The 20,877-nt window shown below is 70.4% G+C and carries 15 protein-coding genes; 8 read left to right on the top strand and 7 right to left on the bottom strand.

The window, feature by feature from the left end; genetic code table 11:
- Positions 1 to 198 precede the first annotated feature (198 nt).
- The 3 genes from AB0I53_RS37055 to AB0I53_RS37045 all read left to right on the top strand — a co-directional run bounded on the left by AB0I53_RS37055 (position 199) and on the right by AB0I53_RS37045 (position 5,835).
- On the top strand, positions 199 to 2,487 hold the full coding sequence (locus AB0I53_RS37055) for an AAA family ATPase (protein WP_358613539.1): 2,289 nt from the start codon (positions 199 to 201) through the stop codon (positions 2,485 to 2,487).
- 295 nt (positions 2,488 to 2,782) lie between these two features.
- On the top strand, positions 2,783 to 3,268 hold the full coding sequence (locus AB0I53_RS37050; protein WP_358613537.1) for a cupin domain-containing protein: 486 nt from the start codon (positions 2,783 to 2,785) through the stop codon (positions 3,266 to 3,268).
- Positions 3,269 to 3,417: 149 nt separating this feature from the next.
- Positions 3,418 to 5,835, top strand: coding sequence for a helicase-associated domain-containing protein (locus AB0I53_RS37045; RefSeq protein ID WP_358613535.1), 2,418 nt, complete (start codon positions 3,418 to 3,420; stop codon positions 5,833 to 5,835).
- 92 nt (positions 5,836 to 5,927) lie between these two features.
- Here AB0I53_RS37045 and AB0I53_RS37040 read toward each other — a convergent pair whose 3' ends face one another.
- From AB0I53_RS37040 to gltB, 3 genes are read right to left on the bottom strand one after another with little or no spacing between them, the layout of a single operon-like run.
- Positions 5,928 to 6,074: a DUF397 domain-containing protein gene (locus AB0I53_RS37040; protein ID WP_358613533.1), complete on the bottom strand. Its 147-nt coding sequence runs from the start codon at positions 6,072 to 6,074 to the stop codon at positions 5,928 to 5,930.
- 54 nt (positions 6,075 to 6,128) lie between these two features.
- Positions 6,129 to 7,634 (bottom strand): glutamate synthase subunit beta, encoded by a 1,506-nt coding sequence (locus AB0I53_RS37035; RefSeq protein ID WP_358613531.1) that lies wholly within the window; start codon positions 7,632 to 7,634, stop codon positions 6,129 to 6,131.
- On the bottom strand, positions 7,627 to 12,177 hold the full coding sequence (gltB, locus tag AB0I53_RS37030) for a glutamate synthase large subunit (protein ID WP_358613569.1): 4,551 nt from the start codon (positions 12,175 to 12,177) through the stop codon (positions 7,627 to 7,629). The genes AB0I53_RS37035 and gltB overlap by 8 nt, the downstream gene beginning before the upstream one ends.
- A 618-nt stretch (positions 12,178 to 12,795) precedes the next feature.
- Between gltB and AB0I53_RS37025 the strand changes: the two genes are divergently transcribed.
- From AB0I53_RS37025 to AB0I53_RS37005, 5 genes are all read left to right on the top strand, one after another.
- The gene (locus AB0I53_RS37025) at positions 12,796 to 13,737 is read left to right on the top strand and encodes an ABC transporter substrate-binding protein (RefSeq protein WP_358613529.1); all 942 of its coding nucleotides are present in this window, start codon (positions 12,796 to 12,798) and stop codon (positions 13,735 to 13,737) included.
- Positions 13,734 to 14,768 carry an iron ABC transporter permease gene (locus AB0I53_RS37020; RefSeq protein WP_358613527.1) on the top strand — a complete coding sequence of 345 codons (1,035 nt, stop codon included), beginning with the start codon at positions 13,734 to 13,736 and terminating at the stop codon, positions 14,766 to 14,768. Before AB0I53_RS37025 ends, AB0I53_RS37020 begins: the two co-directional genes overlap by 4 nt.
- On the top strand, positions 14,765 to 15,538 hold the full coding sequence (locus tag AB0I53_RS37015) for an ABC transporter ATP-binding protein (RefSeq protein ID WP_358613525.1): 774 nt from the start codon (positions 14,765 to 14,767) through the stop codon (positions 15,536 to 15,538). Before AB0I53_RS37020 ends, AB0I53_RS37015 begins: the two co-directional genes overlap by 4 nt.
- 198 nt (positions 15,539 to 15,736) lie before the next feature.
- Entirely contained in the window at positions 15,737 to 16,084 is a 348-nt protein-coding gene (locus AB0I53_RS37010) for a type II toxin-antitoxin system RelE/ParE family toxin (protein ID WP_358613523.1), read from the top strand.
- Positions 16,081 to 16,425 carry a helix-turn-helix transcriptional regulator gene (locus AB0I53_RS37005; protein WP_358613521.1) on the top strand — a complete coding sequence of 115 codons (345 nt, stop codon included), beginning with the start codon at positions 16,081 to 16,083 and terminating at the stop codon, positions 16,423 to 16,425. The genes AB0I53_RS37010 and AB0I53_RS37005 overlap by 4 nt, the downstream gene beginning before the upstream one ends.
- A gap of 19 nt (positions 16,426 to 16,444) precedes the next feature.
- Here AB0I53_RS37005 and lgt read toward each other — a convergent pair whose 3' ends face one another.
- The 4 genes from lgt to trpC all read right to left on the bottom strand — a co-directional run bounded on the left by lgt (position 16,445) and on the right by trpC (position 20,641).
- Complete coding sequence (gene lgt, locus AB0I53_RS37000; protein WP_358613519.1) at positions 16,445 to 17,503, bottom strand: prolipoprotein diacylglyceryl transferase; 1,059 nt, start codon at positions 17,501 to 17,503, stop codon at positions 16,445 to 16,447.
- A 140-nt stretch (positions 17,504 to 17,643) separates the two neighbouring features.
- Positions 17,644 to 18,438 (bottom strand): tryptophan synthase subunit alpha, encoded by a 795-nt coding sequence (trpA, locus tag AB0I53_RS36995; protein ID WP_358613517.1) that lies wholly within the window; start codon positions 18,436 to 18,438, stop codon positions 17,644 to 17,646.
- Positions 18,439 to 18,511: 73 nt separating this feature from the next.
- Positions 18,512 to 19,777, bottom strand: coding sequence for a tryptophan synthase subunit beta (trpB, locus tag AB0I53_RS36990; protein WP_358613516.1), 1,266 nt, complete (start codon positions 19,775 to 19,777; stop codon positions 18,512 to 18,514).
- 54 nt (positions 19,778 to 19,831) lie between these two features.
- Positions 19,832 to 20,641, bottom strand: coding sequence for an indole-3-glycerol phosphate synthase TrpC (trpC, locus tag AB0I53_RS36985; protein WP_358613514.1), 810 nt, complete (start codon positions 20,639 to 20,641; stop codon positions 19,832 to 19,834).
- Between the last annotated feature and the right edge of the window lie 236 nt (positions 20,642 to 20,877).

Below are 20,877 nucleotides of genomic sequence, written 5' to 3'. Positions count from 1 at the left end.
GGGGGGTGGTCTTCCTCGCGCCCGGTCCAGCGCGGCCCCGCCGGGGGTTTGTTCCCGCCGTGTTGGTTTCTCATAAACGCGTTTCTTACCGGCTTTCGCACTCACGACCGCGCACGCCGGGCGAGGTATATTGGCGGGTCGGGCCTGCGCGTCGCACGCGGGCTTCTCCCCCCTACCCTCCCAGCACGAGGTGGCGAATTGTCCAACGCCCGAGCCGATCGGGATGCCGTCCGCACGCAGGAGATCGCAGCCGAGCAGCAGTACCTCTCGATGCTGTACGCGAAGCTCGACGCGCTGCGGCAGGAAACCACGCAGCGCCTGAAGGACACGCTGCGGGACAGCGGCGGGCCGCCGCAGGCGCGCACCGAGCGCGATATCTCCACCAGGATGTACACCGACAAGCTCACCCAGCTGAGCGCGGTGGAGCACGGGATGTGCTTCGGGCGGCTGGACCTCGACGGCGGCGAGACGTTCCACGTCGGCCGGCTCGGGCTGTTCGACGAGGACAACGAGTACGAGCCGCTGCTGCTGGACTGGCGGGCCCCGGCGGCCCGGCCGTTCTACCTGGCCACCGCCGCCGCGCGGGACGGCGTGCGCCGCCGACGGCACCTGCGCACCAGCTGGCGGAAGGTGCTGGACTACGAGGACGAGGTGCTCGACCTCGACGCCGCCGAGCAGGGCAGCGACCTGGGCCTGGCCGGCGAGGCCACGCTGCTGGCCCGGCTCGACGCCCGCCGCACCGGGCAGATGCAGGACATCGTCGCCACCATCCAGGGCGAGCAGGACCGGATCATCCGCGCCGGGATGAACGGCGTGCTGGTGGTCCAGGGCGGCCCCGGCACCGGCAAGACCGCCGTCGCGTTGCACCGCGCCGCCTTCCTGCTGTACACGTTCCGCGAGCAGCTGTCCAAGCGCGGCGTGCTGGTCGTCGGTCCGAACTCGACGTTCCTGCGCTACATCGGGCAAGTCCTGCCGTCGCTGGGCGAAACCGGCGTTCTCCTGTCCACTGTGGGCGGTTTGTATCCGGGAATCACGGCCACCGGCGAGGAATCCGCGCGGGCGGCGGAGATCAAGGGCCGCGCGAGCATGGTCGACGTGCTCGCCACCGCGGTCCGCGACCGGCAGCAGGTGCCCGCCGACTACACCGAGCTCACCTTCGACCGCGAGGCGCTGCGCATCGACCGGCACACCGCGACGCAGGCGCGCACCCGTGCCCGCCGCTCCCGCAAGCCGCACAACCGGGCCCGGCGGATCTTCCGCAACGAGATGTTCTCCGCGCTGACCCTGCAGGTCGCCGACCGCCTCGGCCGCGACCTGCTGGACCGCCGCGACCTCGACGACATCAACCGCGAACTGCGCGCCGACGCGGTGGTGGGCAAGGCGCTGGACGAGCTGTGGCCGGAGATCACCCCGCAGGAGCTCCTGGACGACCTGCTGTGCTCGCCGGATCGGCTGGCCTCCGCCACTCGGAAGCACCTCGACGACGCCGAGCGCGACGAGCTGCTGCGCCTGCCGGGCACGCCGTGGACGCCCGGCGACGTGCCGCTGCTGGACGAACTCGCCGAGCTGCTCGGCGAGGACGACGCCCAGGCCCGGGCCGAGCGCGAACGCCAGGACCGCGAGGAACTCGCCTACGCGCAAGGCGTTCTGCACATCATGGAGCAGGACGAGGAGCTCGCCGACGAGGAACGGCTGCGCGTCTCCGACGTGCTCGACGCCGAGCTGCTGGCCGAGCGGTTCCGCACCACCAGCGACCTGACCGCCGCCGAACGCGCGGCCGAGGACCGCACCTGGACCTTCGGCCACGTCATCGTCGACGAGGCGCAGGAGCTGTCGGCGATGGCGTGGCGGGTGCTGATGCGGCGCTGCCCGAGCCGGTCGATGACGCTGGTCGGCGACGTCGCCCAGACCGGCGCCCTGGCCGGGGCCCGGTCCTGGCACGACGTGCTGCACCCGTACGTCCAGGACCGCTGGAAGCTGGTGGAACTGACCGTCAACTACCGCACCCCGGCCGAGATCATGGCCGTCGCCACCGACGTGCTGTCCGAAATGGACACCGAGCTGGTGGCGCCGCGTTCGGTGCGCACCAGCGGTCACCTGCCGTGGACCCGCCGGATCCCGGCCGCCGACCTCGGCGCCGAGCTGCCCGCGGTGATCACCGACGAGCTGCGCGAGATCGGCGAAGGCCGGCTCGCGGTGCTGCTGCCGCCGGAGCTGCTGGCCGGAATCGGGCCGCGGCTGGCGGAAGCCCTGCCGGAAGCGGTGATCGGCACCCGGCCCGACGACCTGGAAGCACCCGCCGTGCTGCTGACGGTCGACCAGGCCAAGGGCCTGGAGTTCGACTCGGTCCTGGTGGTCGACCCGGCGACGATCGTGGCGGAGTCGGAACGCGGCCTGAACGACCTCTACGTGGCGCTGACGCGGGCGACGCAACGCCTCGGCGTGGTCCACCCGGACGAGCTCCCGGCGGTCCTGCGCGGCATGTGAGTCAGTGGTGTCCGCCAACACGAACGCGTCCCTCGGATGAACGCTGACCGGATGGTGTTCGGTCTCGTCCAGTGGCTTCGAACCCTCGGTCCGGAAGGGCTCGCCGAGCCGAAGCGAGCGTGCTCCGAACAACGCTACGGGCCCGCCCGCCACAGCCGCCGCTCCGTCTCCCCGGCCAACATGAACGGCCGCAGGAACAAGTGAGGCGCGAAGGGCGCCTGCCGCCGAGCAAGTCGGCGCAAGGCATTCCGCCAAGATCATCAAAAACATCAGCCACCCGGGCCACAATGCCCCCATGACCGATCATCAGGCTCCCGCCCGTCCACTGCTGCGCCGTCCCCAGGACGGTGAACTCATCGACGTCGCCGGTGTCGCGCACTTCTTCCGCCTCACCAGCGAGCACACGGGCGGGCACTTCGCCTTCGAGGAGTTCAGCCTCGCTCCCGGCATCATCGGAGCCAGGCCGCACGTGCACGACGGGCACGACGAATACTTCTACGTCCTTGAAGGCGATTTGACGCTCCACACCGGAGACGGCGAGGTGACGGCCGGCTCCGGACATCTGCTCGCCGCCACCCGCGGCACCCCGCACGGCTTCCGCAACGCGGGCCTGGTCCCCGCACGCGCCCTGTGCCTCTACACCCCCGCCGGCTACGAGAACTACTTCCGCGACGTCCACGCCGCCGTGAGCGCCGGGGCCGAGGCGACCGAGGAGCTGCTGGCCGAATTCCGCAGCCGTTACCGGACCCGCTCCCACCAGATTCCGCCGAACACGCCGTAGGCGGCGTCTCTTCGAGCAGGTAGCGGGTAGCAGGTTGTCCTGGCGATGCGTGATGCCAGGCGGGGCCGGACGCGGCCGCACTCCCGCCGGTGCTGCGCGGCAGGTACCAGCTGTCCGGCACCGACCCCGCAGATGGAACACTCCGCCGGGTGGATTCCGTTCTCATCCAGTGGCTTCGCGGTCTGGGCCGCGACGGCCTCGCTGCGCTGCTGAGGGATCGGCCCGAGTCATGGGGAGCCCGCTCGCTACCCCACTTGGCGACCGTGCTCGACTCCCCCGGCGCGCTGCAACACGCGTTGGACCAGCTCGACACCGGATGTAGTGCAGTGCTCGAAGCGCTCTGCATTCTCGGGGACGGCTGTACCCGTGACGCGATCGAGCAGATGCTCGGCGACGACCCCGAACTCGATCGCGCGCTGCGGGTGCTGCAGGAACGAGCCCTCATTCGACCGGATTCGCCGGGAGTGTTCCGGCTTGCCATACCGCTGCGCGACGCCCGCACTGCGGGGCTGGGCCGCCCGGTCGCGAAACTCCTCCAGCCACATGTGAGCAATACCGCTCGTGGGATCTCCGAAGCCCTCGGATTGGCGCCCGCCAAGCGGAAGGCCGACACGATACAGCGGATCGAAGAGTTCATGCTGGATCAGGCGAAGGTGTCAGCCGAGCTCGCGAAAGCACCCGGCCCGACCGTTGAGCTCGCCATGCAGTTGGCCCACGATGACTCGACACTCGGTTACACCCTCGGCGGCCCGTCGCCGCAGAGCCCGGACGTGCGTTGGCTGATCGACCGGGGTTTCCTGATCAGTCGGAGCCAGTTCACCAGCTACGGCGGGCCGTTCGAAATGCCCCGCGAGATCGGCCTTGCGCTGCGCGAGTCCACTGACAAACCGGTGCTTCGGCCCGAGCCCCAGACGCCGCCGACCCCCCTGATCGACTCCACCGAGATCGACAAGGCGGCGGCATTGGCCGCGATCGGGTTCGCCGACGGGGTGGCTCGACTGCTCGAACACTGCGCCGCCAACCCGCTGGCGCAGCTGCAGAACGGCGGAGTCGGCCTCCGGGTGCTCAAGCAGGTCGCCAAGGCCCTGCGGACCGACCAGCACGAGGTTCGGCTCTGGTTGGCGACCGCCGCCGCAGCCGAGCTGCTCAGCATCGATAGAGCGGGCTGCGTCGTTGCGTCCAACCTCGCCGATGACTGGCAGCAGGCAACACCCGCACAACGCTACGTTCAGCTGGCGCGCGCCTGGTGGCAGCAGCCTGCAGCCGCCATGTTCAGCAAGGTTGTGGACAAGCCCGATCCGGCGCTGCTCCCGCGACCCGACGCGTTCGACCGAGCGTTCCGCAAGGACCTGCTGGCGGAGCTTTCCCGCTGGGAAACCGGTTCTGCATTGGGTGAGCCGAACCTGATCGGCGAAAGGCTGGCCTGGAAGCGACCGGTGCGCTACTGCTGCGCGGACTGCCTGGTCGATCCCATCCAGGTCAACTGGGCCGAGGCCGAAGCCGTCGGCGCGATCGCCTACGGGGCGCTATCCGCATTGGGCCGTTGCGTGGACGACGAGGAAGCCCTCCTGTCGGCCGCCACGCAGCTTCTGCCCAGCGCACAGGAAACCGCACTCCTGCAGGCGGATCTGACTGCGGTGGTGGCTGGCACGCCCAGCGGCCGACTCGCTGCCACGCTGAACCTGATGGCCGACCCCGAGGGCCGCGATACCGCGTCGACCTGGCGGTTCAGCCCAGAATCCGTCCGACGCGCGATGGATCAGGGCCACACCGCCGAGGACCTGCTCGGCAAGCTCACCGCAATAGCCCGCGCTAGCCTGCCGCAACCACTGGAATACCTGATCAAGGATGTCGGGCGGCGATTCGGCCAACTCCAGGTCCGAAACGTGCGCTGCTGCGTGCTCGGCGAGGAAGCGCTCCTGTTGGAACTCAGCCGAAACCGCTCGCTGAGCGAGCTGTCGCTGCACGCCTTGGCACCAACCGTGCTCGCGTCGAGCAAACCGGCGAAGGAGACCCTGGCTGCGCTGCGGAAGGCGGGATACGCCCCAGTGCAGCAGCAGACCGACGGCACTGTCGCGGTCGAACGCACCGTTGTTGACCGCCCACCGCTGCTCGTGGACGAGCCTTACTTTCTGGCCGCGCCGAAACCACTGTTGGAAGCCGAACTCCGCGCCCTCGCCGAAGACCTGCTGGCCCTACCGGACGAGGCTCCGTCCGGCGTTGCACTGCCCGGCGATCCCTTGATCGACATCCGGATCATGCCGCCGGACTCACTCGACGAAACGACGGATCCGTTCGATGACCTGGCCCACTTCCTCGCCGAGCGGACCAGGCTGTCGGGAACCGAGCTTGAGCTCCTCGTGGAAGCGCTGGAAGCCGGCACCGACGTGGAGATCGAGTACCGGGACCAGAACGGCCGTTCCACGACTCGTGTCATCACGCCGGACGACGCCGACGAGGTCTATCTGGACGCCTTCTGCCACCTGCGCGAGGACGATCGCCAGTTCCGCCTGGACCGAATCCGCTCCGTCTCCACGGTAAAACCCCGCCGCCGCAGGAAAAAGTGATGGGGAAGGGAACCTTTGGACCGGAGATGCCGTGAGTCTTTCGGGTCGCCAGGGCAGCCCAAAAGACTCACGGGTCCAGCGACCGCCGCCGGTCAGCGCAAATCGCGTAAGAACGCCCGCCACGCAGCATGGCTGACCACGATGTGCCCACCCTCGGGCGCCTTCGAATCGCGCACAGCGACGGCGCGGTCGACGCCAACCGGGACCTGATCGCCCGATCGGTTTGAGGTGAGGGGCACCCGTGCCCAAGTAACTTGGTCACGGGTGCCCCTCACCCGGAAAAGATCACCGGGTCAGGCCACCGCAAGGGGCAGGGCCGTGGGGTGTACCGGGGACGGCAGCTGGGAGGCGCCGGTGAGGTGGGCGTCGACCGCGTTGGCCACCGAGCGGCCCTCCGCGATCGCCCACACCACCAGGGACGCGCCGCGGTGCGCGTCACCGCAGACGAACACGCCCGGCGCGGTGGTCTCCCAGTTCGAGCCGCAGCCGATGGTGCCGCGCTTGGTCAGCGAGATGCCCAAGCCGTCCAGCAGCGGCATTTGCTCGACGCCGTCGAAGCCGATGGCCAGCAGCGCCAGGTCGCAGGGCAGCTCCTGGACCTCGTCGGACACCGGCACGACCTGCCGGCGGCCGTTCTCGTCGCGCTGCACCTTCACCTCGCGCAGCCGTACGGCGCGCACGTTGCCCTCGTCGTCGCCGACGAACGACTCGATCGCCACCGCGAACTTCCGCTCACCGGCCTCCTCGTGCGCCGGGTAGGTGCGCAAGATGTACGGCCAGGTCGGCCACGGCGACCGGTCGTCGTCGCGGGTCGTCGGCGGCTGCGGGTAGTTGTCCAGCTGCGTCACCGAAAGCGCGCCCTGCCGGGTCGCGGTGCCGTAGCAGTCCGCGCCCGTGTCGCCGCCGCCGAGGACGATGACGTGCTTGCCCTGCGCCGAGATCGGCGTCGGGCCGTCGCCCTCGCACTCCTTGTTCGCCGGCACCAGGTGCTCCATTGCCAGGTGCACGCCCTTGAGCTCCCGCCCCGGGATCGTGGTGTCGTCGCGGCCGCGCAGCGCGCCCACCGCGAGCACCACGGCGTCGTAACCGGCGCGCAGTTCCTCGACGGTCAGGTCGACGCCGACCTCGCAGCCGGTGATGAACCTGGTGCCCTCGGCGCGCATCTGCGCCAGCCGCCGGTCCAGGACGGACTTCTCCATCTTGAACTCGGGGATGCCGTAGCGCAGCAGGCCGCCGATGCGGTCGTCGCGCTCGTACACGGTCACCTCGTGCCCCGCGCGCGTCAGCTGCTGCGCGGCCGCCAGCCCGCCAGGCCCGGAGCCGACCACGGCCACCCGCTTGCCGGTGTGGGACTCCGTCACCTGGGCCGTGACGTAGTCGTTCGCCCAGCTGACCTCGGCGATGGTCTCCTCGACCCGCTTGATGGCCACCGCGCCGCCGGCCTCCGGCGAGATCGCCAACACGCAGCCCGCCTCGCACGGCGCGGGGCACAACTTGCCGGTGAACTCCGGGAAGTTGTTGGTGGCGTGCAGCCGCTCGGCGGCGTCCTGCCACTGACCGCGGCGCACCATGTTGTTCCACTCCGGGATCAGGTTGCCCAGCGGGCAGCCGGCCGAACCCGAGTGGCAGAACGGGATGCCGCAGTCCATGCACCGCGCCGCCTGCGTCGAGACCTGCGCCTTCTGGTCCTCTGTGGACAGCGCGGCGTAGACCTCCTGCCAGTCGCCCAGCCGCTCGTCTACGGGGCGCTTGGGGGCGTTGGCCCGCGTGTACTTCAGAAATCCCCTCGGGTCAGCCACGGGAAGCCTCCATGATCGCCTCGTCCACGTCCCGGCCCTCGATCTTGGCCATCCGCATGGCATCCAGGACACGCTGGTAGTCGCGCGGCATCACCTTGGTGAACGCTGCCGAGCGCCGCGGCCAGTCGCCGAGCAGCGAGGCCGCCACCGCCGAACCCGTCAGTTCGTGGTGCCGCTGCACGATCTCGTGCAGCCACTTCAGTTCCTTGGCGCTGGGCCGCTGCAGGTCCACCATCGCGGTGTTAACCCGCACCGGATCCAGGTCGAGCACGTAGGCGATGCCGCCGGACATCCCGGCGCCGACGTTGCGACCGGTGCCGCCGAGCACCACCGCGCGACCGCCGGTCATGTACTCGAAGGCGTGGTCACCGGCGCCCTCGGCGACGGCGATCGCACCCGAGTTGCGCACGCAGAACCGCTCGCCGACCTTGCCGCGCAAGAAGATCTCGCCGCTGGTCGCGCCGTAGCCGATCACGTTGCCCGCGATCACCTGGTCCTCGGCGGCGAACGCCGAATCCGGGTGCGGGTGCACGACGATCCGCCCGCCGGAGAGGCCCTTGCCGACGTAGTCGTTGGCGTCGCCGACCATTTCCAGCGTGACGCCCGGCGGCAGGAACGCGCCCAGCGACTGCCCGGCCGAACCCTCCAGCTCCACGTGGATGGTGTCCGCGGGCAGGCCCTCGCCGCCATAGCGGCGGCTGACCTCGGCGCCCAGCAGCGTGCCGACCGTGCGGTTGACGTTGCGCACCGGCAGCTCCAGCCGCACCGGGCGCGCATCCTCCAGCGCCGCCTCGGCGAGCTGGATGAGCGTGCGGTCCAGCGCGTGGTCCAGCCCGTGGTCCTGCTCGCGGACCCGGCGCCGCACCGACGAGTACGGCGTCTCCGGTTCGGCGAACACCGGGGTCAGGTCCAGGCCGCGCGCCTTCCAGTGCGCCATCGCCTCGTCCTTGCCCAGCGAGGCGACCTGGCCGATGGCCTCGTCCAGGGTGCGGAACCCGAGCTCCGCCAGGTACTCGCGGACCTCCTGGGCGATGAACTCGAAGAAGTTCACCACGTGGTCGACCTGGCCGGTGTAGCGCTTGCGCAGCTCCGGGTTCTGGGTGGCGACCCCGACCGGGCAGGTGTCGAGGTGGCACACGCGCATCATCACGCAGCCCTCGACCACCAGCGGCGCGGTGGCGAAGCCGTACTCCTCGGCGCCCAGCAGCGCGGCGACGACCACGTCGCGACCGGTCTTGAAACCGCCGTCGACCTGCACCGTGATCCGGTCCCGCAGGCCGTTGAGCAGCAGCGTCTGCTGCGCCTCGGCCAGCCCGACCTCCCACGGCGTGCCGGCGTGCTTCAGCGACGTCAGCGGCGCGGCGCCGGTGCCGCCGTCGTGGCCGGAGATCAGCACCACGTCGGCGTGCGCCTTGGAGACGCCCGCGGCGACCGTGCCGACGCCGATCTCGGACACCAGCTTGACGTGGACCCGGGCGTGCTCGTTGGCGTTCTTCAGATCGTGGATCAGCTGCGCCAGGTCCTCGATCGAGTAGATGTCGTGGTGCGGCGGCGGCGAGATCAGCCCCACGCCCGGCGTGGAGTGCCGGGTCTTCGCGATCCACGGGTACACCTTGTGGGCGGGCAGCTGCCCGCCCTCGCCGGGCTTCGCGCCCTGCGCCATCTTGATCTGGATGTCGGTGGCGTTGACCAGGTATTCGCTGGTCACGCCGAACCGGCCGCTGGCGACCTGCTTGACCGCGGAACGGCGCTCCGGGTCGTAGAGCCGGTCGACGTCCTCGCCGCCCTCACCGGAGTTGGACTTGCCGCCGATCCGGTTCATCGCGATCGCCAGCGTCTCGTGCGCCTCCGCGGAGATCGCGCCGTAGCTCATGGCGCCGGTGGAGAACCGCTTCATGATCTCCGAGATCGGCTCGACCTCGTCGATGTCGATCGGCGCCCGGCCGCTGTCCAGCTTGAACAGCCCGCGCAGCGTGCCGCCCTCGGCCGACAACCGGTCGCATTCCGCCGTGTACTTGCGGAACACGTCGTACTCGCCGGTCTTGGTGGAGTGCTGCAGCAGGAACACCGTCTCCGGCGTGAACAGGTGCAGCTCGCCCTCGCGCCGGTACGCGTAGTCGCCGCCGATCTCGAGCTTGCGGTGCACCCGCTCGGTCGGGTTGTCCGGGTAGGCGCGGCGGTGCCGCTGCGCGACCTCCTCGGCCAGCACGTCCAGCCCGACGCCGCCGAGCTTCGAGGTGGTGCCCTCGAAGTAGTCGCCGACGACCTGCCCGGACAGGCCGACCGCCTCGAAGACCTGCGCCGCGGTGTAGGCGCCGACGGTGGAGATGCCCATCTTCGACATCACCTTCAGCACGCCCTTGACCAGCGCCTGCACGTAGTTGCGGATCGCCACCTTCGCCCGCATGCCGGTGATCTGACCGGTGGCGATCATGTCCTCGATGGTCTCGAACGCGAGGTACGGGTTGACCGCCGCGGCGCCGTACCCGAGCAGCGTGGCGACGTGGTGCACCTCGCGGGCGTCACCGCTCTCCACCACCAGCGCGACGCGCAGCCGCTCCTTGGTCCGCACCAGGTGCTGGTGGACCGCCGAGACCAGCATCAGCGACGGGATCGGCGCCATCTTGTGGTCGGAGTCGCGGTCGGAGAGCACCAGCACGCGCGCCCCGGCGGCGATCGCCTCGGACGCCTCCTCGCGGATCCGCTCGATGGCCTCGGCCAGCGCCTCGCCGCCACCGTCCACTTCGTACAGACCGGAGAGCACGGCGGAGGCGAAGCCGGGGAGGTCACCGTCGTCGTTGACGTGGATGAGCTTGGCCAGCTCGTCGTTGTCGATCACCGGGTTGGGCAGCACGATGTGCCGGCAGGACGCGGCCGACGCGGTCAGCAGGTTCTGCTCCGGGCCCATCACGCGTGCCACCGAGGTGACGATCTCTTCCCGGATCGCGTCCAGCGGCGGGTTCGTGACCTGCGCGAACTGCTGCACGAAGTAGTCGTAGAGCATCCGGGAGCGCTGCGACAGCGGCGCCGGCGGGGTGTCCGAGCCCATCGAGCCCAGCGGCTCCCCGGCGCCGGTGGCCATCGGCGCCAGCAGCAGGCTGAGCTCCTCTTCGGTGTAGCCGAAGGACAGCTGGCGGCGCACCACCGACTCGTGGGTGTGCACCACGTGCTCGCGGTCCGGCAGCCCGTCGAGGTTGAGCAGCCCGGAGTGCAACCACTCGTCGTAGGCGTGCTCCCCGGCGAGGTCGGCCTTGATCTCCTCGTCGTCGACGATGCGGCCCTGCGCGGTGTCGATCAGGAACATCCGGCCCGGCTGCAGGCGGCCCTTGGCCACCACCTCTTCGGGCTTGAGGCTGAGCACGCCGGTCTCGCTGGCCAGCACCACCCTGTCGTCGGCGGTCTGCCACCAGCGGGCCGGGCGCAGGCCGTTGCGGTCCAGCACCGCGCCGACCAGCGTGCCGTCGGTGAAGGTGACGCACGCCGGGCCGTCCCACGGCTCCATCAGGCTGGCGTGGAACTGGTAGAACGCCTTGCGCTTCGGGTCCATCTCGGCGTGGTTCTCCCACGCCTCCGGCACCATCATCAGCACCGCGTGCGGCAGGCTGCGGCCGCCCAGGTGCAGCAGCTCCAGCACCTCGTCGAAGGAGGCGGAGTCCGAGCCGTCGCCGGCGCAGATCGGGTACAGCCGGGACAGGTCGCCGGGGATCAGGTCGGAGTCCAGCAGCGCCTCGCGGGCCCGCATCCGGTTGCGGTTGCCGCGGATCGTGTTGATCTCGCCGTTGTGCGCGACGTAGCGGAACGGGTGCGCCAGCGGCCACGACGGGAAGGTGTTCGTCGAGAACCGGCTGTGCACCAGCGCGATCGCGCTGACCAGCCGCTCGTCATTGAGGTCCGGGAAGAAGGCGGGCAGCTGCCCGGTGGTCAGCATGCCCTTGTAGACCAGGGTGCGGCTGGACAGCGACGGGAAGTAGAGCTCCAGCCCGTCCTGCTCGGCCACCTGCTCGGCGCGCTTGCGCAGGCAGAACGCCAGCCGGTCCAGCTCGACGCCCGCCTCGTCGCCGTGCCCGGCGACCAGCAGGATCGCGAAGTGCGGCATGCACTGCTGGGCGGTGGTGCCGACGCCGGCCCGCTCCGGGGTGACCGGCACGTCGCGCCAGCCCAGCACGCGCATGTTCTCCTCGGCGGCGACCCGCGCCACCAGCTCGACCACTCGCGCGCGCTGCTCGGCATCGGTGGGCAGGAACGCCATGCCGGCCGCGTAGCGGTGCCGGCCGGCCTCGTCCGGCTCCGGCAGCTCGACGCCGGCCTCGGCACGCAGCAACTCGTCCGGCAGCTGGAGGAGAATGCCCGCGCCGTCGCCGCTGGTCGGCTCGGCACCGGCGGCACCGCGGTGCTCCAGGTTGGCGAGCGCGGTCAGCGCGTCGGCGACGATGCCGTGGGAACGACGGCCGCGGATGTCGGCGACCATGGCGACACCGCAGGAATCCTGTTCCGCAGCCGGGTCGTACAAACCCTGGGCTGCTGGGACGGCGGAGAAGACCACTGCGCAGACCTCCCTCGTCATTTCTCGTGCTGGAAGCCCACGGTCAATTCCTGACCTGACTTCATGACTTCTGGGCACGGGACGACGCTGGCCCGCAGATGACTCCAGGTGGCACGACAGAAGTTTTCGGGCTTTCAAAAGCCCGCTCGTGACCGGAGCGTTTAGAGAACTTTAACAGCCACGATACCCGGAAGCAGCACTCTGGGCGTGATGCTGACCATCTTGTAGTAACGCACTCGTTTGAGTTACCGCGCCCGCGATCGCACGCCGCCGAACACGGTCCGTCGTCAAATTTAACCGCTGGGTCGCGCCCGGGGTAGCCCCCGTGCCGCAGGACACCCCCGCGAGGCGCGGGCGGCCGATCTTCTCCTGATATCTTTCCAGCTCAGAGCGCCCGTGACACGGGTGCTCGCGGGACGCCAGCGCCAAGCGAAACCGGTGCGAATCCGGTGCTGTGCCGCAACTGCGATGGCCCGCCCCAGGCGGGTACGAGCCAGGTCGCCTTGCGCGTGGCGTCGATGTCCGCCACCCCCGGTGCAGGGGTGCGGCTCGCTCTTGGAAGCCCCTCGCTTCCCGGGGCCGCGCCCGCGCCACGCACCGGCCGAACGTTGGGAAGACATGACCGGGTTCCGCCGACTCGCCGCACTGCTGCTCGCGATGCTCGCCCTGCTAGTCGGGGTCACCGCGTGCGCCACCCGCCCCCACTCCGAGGCCCCCGAGCCGGCCGACGACCCGGCCTCGGCGTTCCCGGTCAAGGTCGAGCTGCCCGGCCAGCCGCCCGTGACGGTCGCACAGCAGCCGAAACGGATCGTCTCGCTGTCCCCGACCGCCACCGAGACGCTGTACGCGATCGGCGCCGGCGACCAGGTCATCGCGGTGGACCAGTACTCCAACTTCCCGGCGCAGGCGCCGCGCACCGACCTCTCCGGCTTCACCGTGGACGCCGCCGCCGTCGGCGCGCACACCCCAGACCTGGTCATCGCCCCGGAGAACGCCGCGAAGCTGGCGGACGGCCTGAAGGTTGTCAACGTGCCGACGCTGCTCACGCCGTCGGCGGCGACGCTGGACGACGCCTACAAGCAGATCGAGGTGCTCGGGCAGGCCACCGGGCACACCAAGCAGGCCGCCGAGCTGGTCGACCGGATGCGCTCGGAGATCGACGAGATCGTCCGCAACACCCCGCGCCCGGCGCAGCCGCTGAACTACTTCCACGAGGTCAGCCCGGACTACTACACCGCGACCTCGCAGAGCTTCGTCGGCAACGTCTACAACCTGTTCGGCCTGCACAACATCGCGGACCCGGCGGGCGGGAACTTCCCGCAGCTGTCCGAGGAGCACATCGTGCAGGCCAACCCGAACCTGATCTTCCTGTCCGACGCCAAGTGCTGCCAGGTCAACGCGGCGGCGGTGGCGGCCCGGCCGGGCTGGAACACCCTGGACGCGGTGCAGCACGGCCGCGTCGTCGAGCTCGACGACGACATCGCGAGCCGGTGGGGCCCGCGGGTGGTCGAGCTGGTCCGGGCGATCGGCGGCGGTGTCGCCAAGGCGCAGAACGGGTGACGAAGGCGCTCGGCGCGGCCCTGAAGCAGACCAAGCTGCGGCCGCACCACCTGCTCGTCGGGGTGGCGGTGCTGGTGGCGAGCATCCTGCTGTCGGTGCTGCTCGGGGCCGCCGAGCTCGGCTGGCAGCGGGTGCTCGGCGAGGTCGTCGCGCAGCTGACCGGCGGCGTCTCGCCGCTTTCCGAGCGGGAGGCGGCGATCCTGTGGCAGCTGCGGGTGCCCCGGGTCGTGCTCGGCGTGCTGGTCGGGGCGGCGCTGGCGGTGTCCGGCGCGGCGTTCCAGGGCGTGTTCCGCAACCCGCTGGCCGACCCGTACCTGCTGGGGGCGGCGGCCGGGGCCGGCCTGGCCGCCACGCTGGTGATCACCGCGGCGCCCGAAGCCGGGCCGTCGGTCCCGGTGCAGCTCGCGGCCTTCGTCGGCGCGCTCGGCGGGGTGGGCCTGACCTGGCTGGTCGGTCGCTCGGCCGGCCGGGACACTGCGACGCTGGTGCTGGCCGGGGTCGCGGTCGGCGCGTTCCTCACGGCCGGGCAGACGTTCGTGCAGCAGCTTCGCGTGGAGTCGTTGCAGCAGGTCTACATGTGGATCCTGGGGCGGCTGACCACCACCGGCTGGCGGGAAGTGCTGATCGTGCTGCCGTACCTGGCGATCGCCGCCGTCGTGCTCTGCACCTGCGCTCGCCTGCTGGACCTGCTGGGCACCGGTGACGAGGAAGCGGCGGCGCTCGGCGTGCACCCGGGGCGGGTGCGGCTGCTGGTGCTCACCGCGGCCTCGCTGGCCACCGCCGCGGCGGTGTCGGTGGCCGGGCTGATCGGTTTCGTCGGCCTCGTGGTGCCGCACCTGGTGCGGCTCGCGATCGGCGGCAGCTTCCGGATCATCGTGCCGCTGTCCCTGCTGTTCGGCGGGGTGTTCCTGGTGCTCGCCGACATGCTCGCCCGCACCCTGCTGGCGCCGGCCGAGATCCCGATCGGCGTGATCACCGCGTTCACCGGCGCGCCGTTCTTCGCGGTCCTGCTGCACCGGAGGCGCGCATGAGCACGCTCGAGGTGCACCGCCTGTCGGCCGGATATCGGCGCAGCACGGTGATTTCCGACGTTTCGACCACTGTGGACACAGGCGGCTGGCTGGGCATCATCGGGCCGAACGGGTCGGGCAAGTCGACGCTGCTGAAGGCCGTCGCGGGTCTGGTGCGGCACGACGGCCGGGTGCTGGTCGACGGCCGCCCGCTGGCGGCGCTGCGCCGCCGCGAACGGGCCCAGGCGATCGGCTACGCGCCGCAGATCCCCCAGCTGCCGATCGGCCTCACGGTCACCGACTACGTGCTGCTCGGCCGCACCCCGCACCTCGGCGTGCTGGGCCGGGAAGGCCCCACCGACCTGGACGTGGTCCGCGCCCTGCTGGAGCGGCTGGACCTGACGCGACTCGCGGACCGAGCCCTTTCGACGCTATCCGGCGGCGAACGCCAACGCGCGGTGCTGGCCCGCGCCCTCGCCCAGCGAGCCGGCGTGCTGCTGCTCGACGAGCCGACCACCGGCCTGGACGTCGGGCACGCCCAGGCCTTGCTCGACCTGGTCGACGAACTGCGCCGGGAACTGGGCACCACGGTGGTCATGACGCTGCACGATCTGACCCTCGCCGCCCAGTACGCCGAACGCCTGCTCCTCCTCGACGAAGGCCGCGTCGCGGCCGAAGGAACCCCGGTGGAGGTCCTGACCCCGGAGGTGCTGGCGGAGCGCTACACGGCCCGCGTCGCGGTCCTGCACACCCCCGACGGCTCACCGGTCATCGCGCCCGTCCGCAGCTGACGGATTCCGCTCCGCGCGCCACGCGGCTTCCCTTGCGACCAGCGGAAACCCTCCCAGCACAGTCAATGCGGTCTCGACCTCCTCCGATCCCGCAACCCCGGCCTCCGAGTCTTCCCGCCCGGAACCTGCATCACCCAATGCGATCATGTCAGCGAAAATAGCATCGACACGATATCTCGTGCACGCTATATTCGGTCCGTGTCGCAGGATAACGGAGGTGAGCAATGGATCATCGAAGTGTCGCCAGAGGTCGAGCGCCGGTACTGCAGCCTGAAGAACCGAGACCGCGCCGTCGCAGACCGGATGCTCGACCTGCTCGCGGAATTCGGACCGCTGCTGGCCATGCCGCACAGCAAGCACCTTGGTGGCGGCTTGCGCGAGCTCCGGTTCCATTGCGAAGAAGTCGACCGCCGGGTGGCCTACTTCTTCGATCCCGACCGCGCCGCGATCGTCCTGACGACGTTCCGGACGCAACGACTCGAACGAACGGTGCGAGGTCGCTCGCGCTCACGTAGCAATGAGACACAACCGGAGGCCATGAGATGACCCGGAAGAAGCTCGATCAGATTCGGCGCGAGAATCCGATCACCGATCAGGCGGAGTACGACGAGTCGTACGCGGAAGCCTCGCTGGCCTTCGAGCTGGCACGACTGGTGTACGGCTTGCGCACGGACGCGGGGCTGACCCAGACCGAGCTCGCGAAGCGGATGGACACCACGCAGTCCTCGGTCGCGCGCTGGGAGAGCGGCGGCAGCCTGCCGACCATCGACCTTCTCGACCGGCTCGGGCAGGCCGTCGGTGTCCGGCTGGAGCTGGTGGCATCGCATCACGACCCCACCAGCTCCAAGGATTCGCCGAGCGGCGCGGTCGCCTTCGGCTCCCGGTAGGCGCCTCCGGCGCCGTCCGTCAGTCCTTCGCGTCCTTGCCGTTGCCGTCGGCGCTACGCGCCTCCGCACGTTCGTCTCCGGAGTCGTCCGAGCCCTTCGGCTCGTCCTTGCCCTCCTCGGCGTCGTCGGTCGTCGCCTTCGGCTCCTCTGCGGGCTCCGGCGTCGCAGCGGTGTCGTCGTCGCCGGGCATCGGCTTGCCGCGCAGCAGCTCGGGGTCCTCGCGCTTACCGCGCACGTACAGCAGGAACAGGATTGCGCCGGCGAAGACGATCAGGGACGTGAAGACGTTGATGCGGATGCCGAGGATGTGCGTGGCGTCGTCGGTGCGCATCATCTCGATCCACACTCGCCCTGCCGTGTAGCCGGCGACGTAGAGCGCGAATACCCGGCCGTGGCCCATCCGGAACTTGCGGTCCGCCCAGATGATCAGGAGGAAGACACCGAGATTCCACAGCAGCTCGTACAGGAACGTCGGGTGCACGATCTTGTCCGGCACGCTGTCCATCGCGACGCCGGTGATGGGGTCGGCGAGCCCGGTCGCCGGGTCGAAGCGCCGGTAGATCTCCAGGCCCCACGGCAGGTCCGTCGGAGCGCCGTAGAGCTCCTGGTTGAACCAGTTGCCGAGGCGTCCGATGGCCTGCGCCAGGATGATGCCGGGCGCGACCGCGTCGGCGAACGCTGCCAGCGGCACGCCCCGGCGGCGGCAGCCGATCCAGGCGCCGACCGCGCCGAGCGCCACCGCGCCCCAGATGCCCAGGCCGCCTTCCCACACCTTGAGGGCGTCCAGCGGGTTGCGGTCGGGTCCGAAGTACTTGTACCAGTCGGTGGCGACGTGGTAGAGCCGACCGCCGACCAGCCCGAACGGCACCGCGAACACCGCGATGTCGATGACCGTGCCCTCGCGTCCGCCGCGCGCCACCCAGCGGCGGCTGCCGATCCAGACGGCCGCGATGATGCCGGCGATGATGCACAGCGCGTAGGCGCGCAGCGGGATCGGGCCGATGAACCAAACCCCTTGCGGTGGGCTGGGGATGTTGGCCAGGAACGGACTCGCCATGGCGGTAACCGGGGCACTCACGCCGCTAACCGTATCGGTCGCTCCACGAATGGTGAGCACCACCCGGTCTCAACGAGGCGTACGGTCCGTTCGCCTCGATCCGGGGGAGCGAACAGCCCGTTCGCCTCGCTAGAAGGCGCGAACAGGCCGCTCGCAACAGATCAGCGGGAGCGGACGCCCCGGGCGAGTTCCGCGGTGAGCTCGCGGACGCCGGCGGGGCCGTCCTGCTCGGCGCGGGTGACGAAGGCGGAGCCGACGATGACGCCGTCGGCGAAGCCGGCCACCTCGGCGGCCTGCTCGCCGGAGCGCACGCCGAGGCCGACGCCGATCGGCAGGTCGGTGTGCGCACGGGTGCGCTGCACCAGCCCGGCCGCGGCCGAGCCGACGCTCTCGCGCGCCCCGGTCACGCCCATCACCGAGGTGGCGTAGACGAAGCCGCTGGTGGCCTTGGCGGTCAGCGCCAGCCGCTCCTCCGTCGACGACGGGGCGACCAGGAAGATCCGGTCCAGGCCGTGCGCGTCGGTCGCGGCGATCCAGTCCTCGCCCTCGTCCGGGATCAGGTCCGGGGTGATCACGCCGAGCCCGCCGGCCGCCTTGAGGTCGCGGGCGAACGCGTCCGGGCCGTAGTGGTGCACCGGGTTCCAGTAGGTCATCACCACGGCGTGGCCACCGGCGTCGGCGATCGACGACACCACGTCGAAGACGTCGCGCAGCCGGAACCCGGCACGCAGCGCCTTGTCGCTGGCGGCCTGGATGGTGGGGCCGTCCATCACCGGGTCGGAGAACGGGATGCCGACCTCGACGATGTCGCAACCGGTCGAACCGTCGGTGCCGGTCAGCATCGCGCTGAACAGCTCCTTGGACTCCTCGACGGTCGGGAACCCGGCGGGCAGGTAGCCGATCAGGGCGGCCCGCTGTTCTTCCCGGCAGTTCTGGAAAACCTCGCGCAGGTTCACCGCGACTCCTCGGTGTTCTGCGGGACACCCGCACCCGGTCGGCTTACATGAGCGAGGAGCGCGCAAGTGTCGCTCATGACGCCTCCGTGTTCTCGTCGACGAGCCCGAAGTACTTCGCCGCGGTGTCCATGTCCTTGTCGCCTCGCCCGGAGAGGTTGACCAGGATGATCTTGTCCGGGCCGAGTTCCTTGCCGAGCTTGATCGCGCCGGCCAGCGCGTGCGCCGACTCGATGGCCGGGATGATGCCCTCGGTGCGGGACAGCAGCTGGAAGGCGTGCATGGCCTCGTCGTCGGTGACCGACCGGTACTCGGCGCGCCCGATGTCCTTCAGGTACGAGTGCTCGGGCCCCACGCCCGGGTAGTCGAGCCCGGCGGAGATCGAGTAAGCCTCGATGACCTGGCCGTCGTCGTCCTGCAGCAGGTACGAGCGGGCTCCGTGCAGCGTGCCGGGAGTGCCCTCGCAGAGGGTGGCGCCGTGCTCGCCGGAGGCGATGCCGTGCCCGCCGGGTTCGAAGCCGACCAGCCGCACGTCCGGGTCGTCGATGAAGCCGTGGAAGATGCCGATGGCGTTGGAGCCGCCGCCGACGCAGGCGGCGACCACGTCGGGCAGCCGGCCGGTCAGCTCGAGCGTCTGCCGGCGAGCCTCGTCGCCGATGACCTTGTGGAAGTTGCGCACCATCATCGGGAACGGGTGCGAGCCGGCCGCGGTACCCAGCAGGTAGTGGGTGTGGTCGACGTTGGCGACCCAGTCGCGCAGCGCCTCGTTGATGGCGTCCTTGAGGGTCGCCGAGCCGCTGCTGACCGGGATGACCTCGGCACCGAGCAGCCGCATCCGTGCGACGTTGAGGGCCTGCCGCTCGGTGTCCACCTTGCCCATGTAGATGACGCAGTCGAGGCCCAGCAGCGCGCAGGCGGTCGCGGTGGCGACGCCGTGCTGCCCGGCCCCGGTCTCGGCGATGACCCGCTGCTTGCCCATCCGCTTGACCAGCAGCGCCTGTCCCAGCACGTTGTTGATCTTGTGCGAGCCGGTGTGGTTGAGGTCTTCCCGCTTGAGCAGGATCCGCGCGCCGCCGGCGTGCTCGGCGAACCGCTTCGCCTCGGTCAGCAGCGACGGGCGCCCTGCGTAGTTCCGCAGGAGGTCGTCGAGCTCGGCGAGGTACTGCGGGTCGCTCTGCGCCTTGGCGTACTCGGCGGCGAGCTCGTCCTGGGCGGCGATCAGCGCCTCCGGCATGAACCGGCCGCCGTAGACCCCGAAGTGCCCGCGCTCGTCCGGGTCGTGCCCCTCCGGCACGGGTTTGCCCGGGCGGTGGGCGCGCGCGGTCTCTGCGCCTACGGTCATTGCCTTACCTCCTGTGCCTTGCGCCGAACCCTGGAACTCGCGGAACCGGTCCGGCTACCGGCTCGGCCGCGGGCACGCGGGGTGCGACCCGGCCGTCACCAACTGGGTGACCGCTGTCTTGGGATTGTCGCTGGTCACCAGGCCCTCGCCGACCAGCACGGCGTCCGCACCGGATCCCGCGTAGGCCATCAGGTCGCTCGGACCGCGAACCCCGGACTCGGCGATCTTGAGGACCTCCTGCGGCAACCCCGGCGCGATCCGCCCGAACACGTCGCGGTCGACCTCGAGCGTATGCAGGTTGCGCGCGTTGATGCCAATTACTTTCGCACCGGCCTCCAGCGCGCGGTCGGCCTCTTCGGCGGTGTGCACCTCGATCAGCGCGGTCATGCCCAGCGACTCGACCCGGTCCAGCAGCGCTTCCAGCGCGTTCTGCTCCAGGGCCGCGACGATGAGCAGCACCATGTCCGCGCCATGCGCGCGGGCCTCGTGCACCTGGTACGGGCTGATGATGAAGTCCTTGCGCAGCAGGGGCGTGTTGACCCTGGCGCGGACCGCGTCGAAGTCGGCCAGCGAGCCGCCGAAGCGGCGCTGCTCGGTGAGCACGCTGATGACCCGAGCGCCGGCGGAGGCGTAGTCGGCGGCGAGATCGGCCGGCTCGCCGATCTCGGCCAGCTCGCCCTTGGACGGGCTGCGCCGCTTCACCTCCGCGATCACGCCCACGCCCGGCGCCCGCAGCGCGGCGAGCACGTCGTGCGGTGGTGCCGCCGCGGCGGACAGTTGTTTGATCTCGTCGAAGGGAATCGCGGATTCGCGAACCGCCAGATCTTCGCGAACGCCTTCGATGATTGATTCCAGAACGGTCACGCGAACACCTCGCCGGCCGTGTCCCGCACACTCGCCTTCGCGTCGGTCCGCAAGTAACCAGATGCGCAGATGAACTCATTGCGCTCGATCACGACACTCCCCTTCCCGCCGTGCCGTCGCATGGCCGATGCTAAACCTCACCGGCCACCGGTCCCACCAAGGGGTAGCCCAACGTCCCTGCACAACAAGGACCTTCGGCCCTGGTGGCGCGCCCGGGCACCGGCCCGGAACCGCGC

Source organism: Saccharopolyspora sp. NPDC050389 (genome assembly GCF_040655595.1).
Classification (GTDB): Bacteria; Actinomycetota; Actinomycetes; order Mycobacteriales; family Pseudonocardiaceae; genus Saccharopolyspora.
This window is presented reverse-complemented; position numbering and strand designations above follow the sequence as displayed.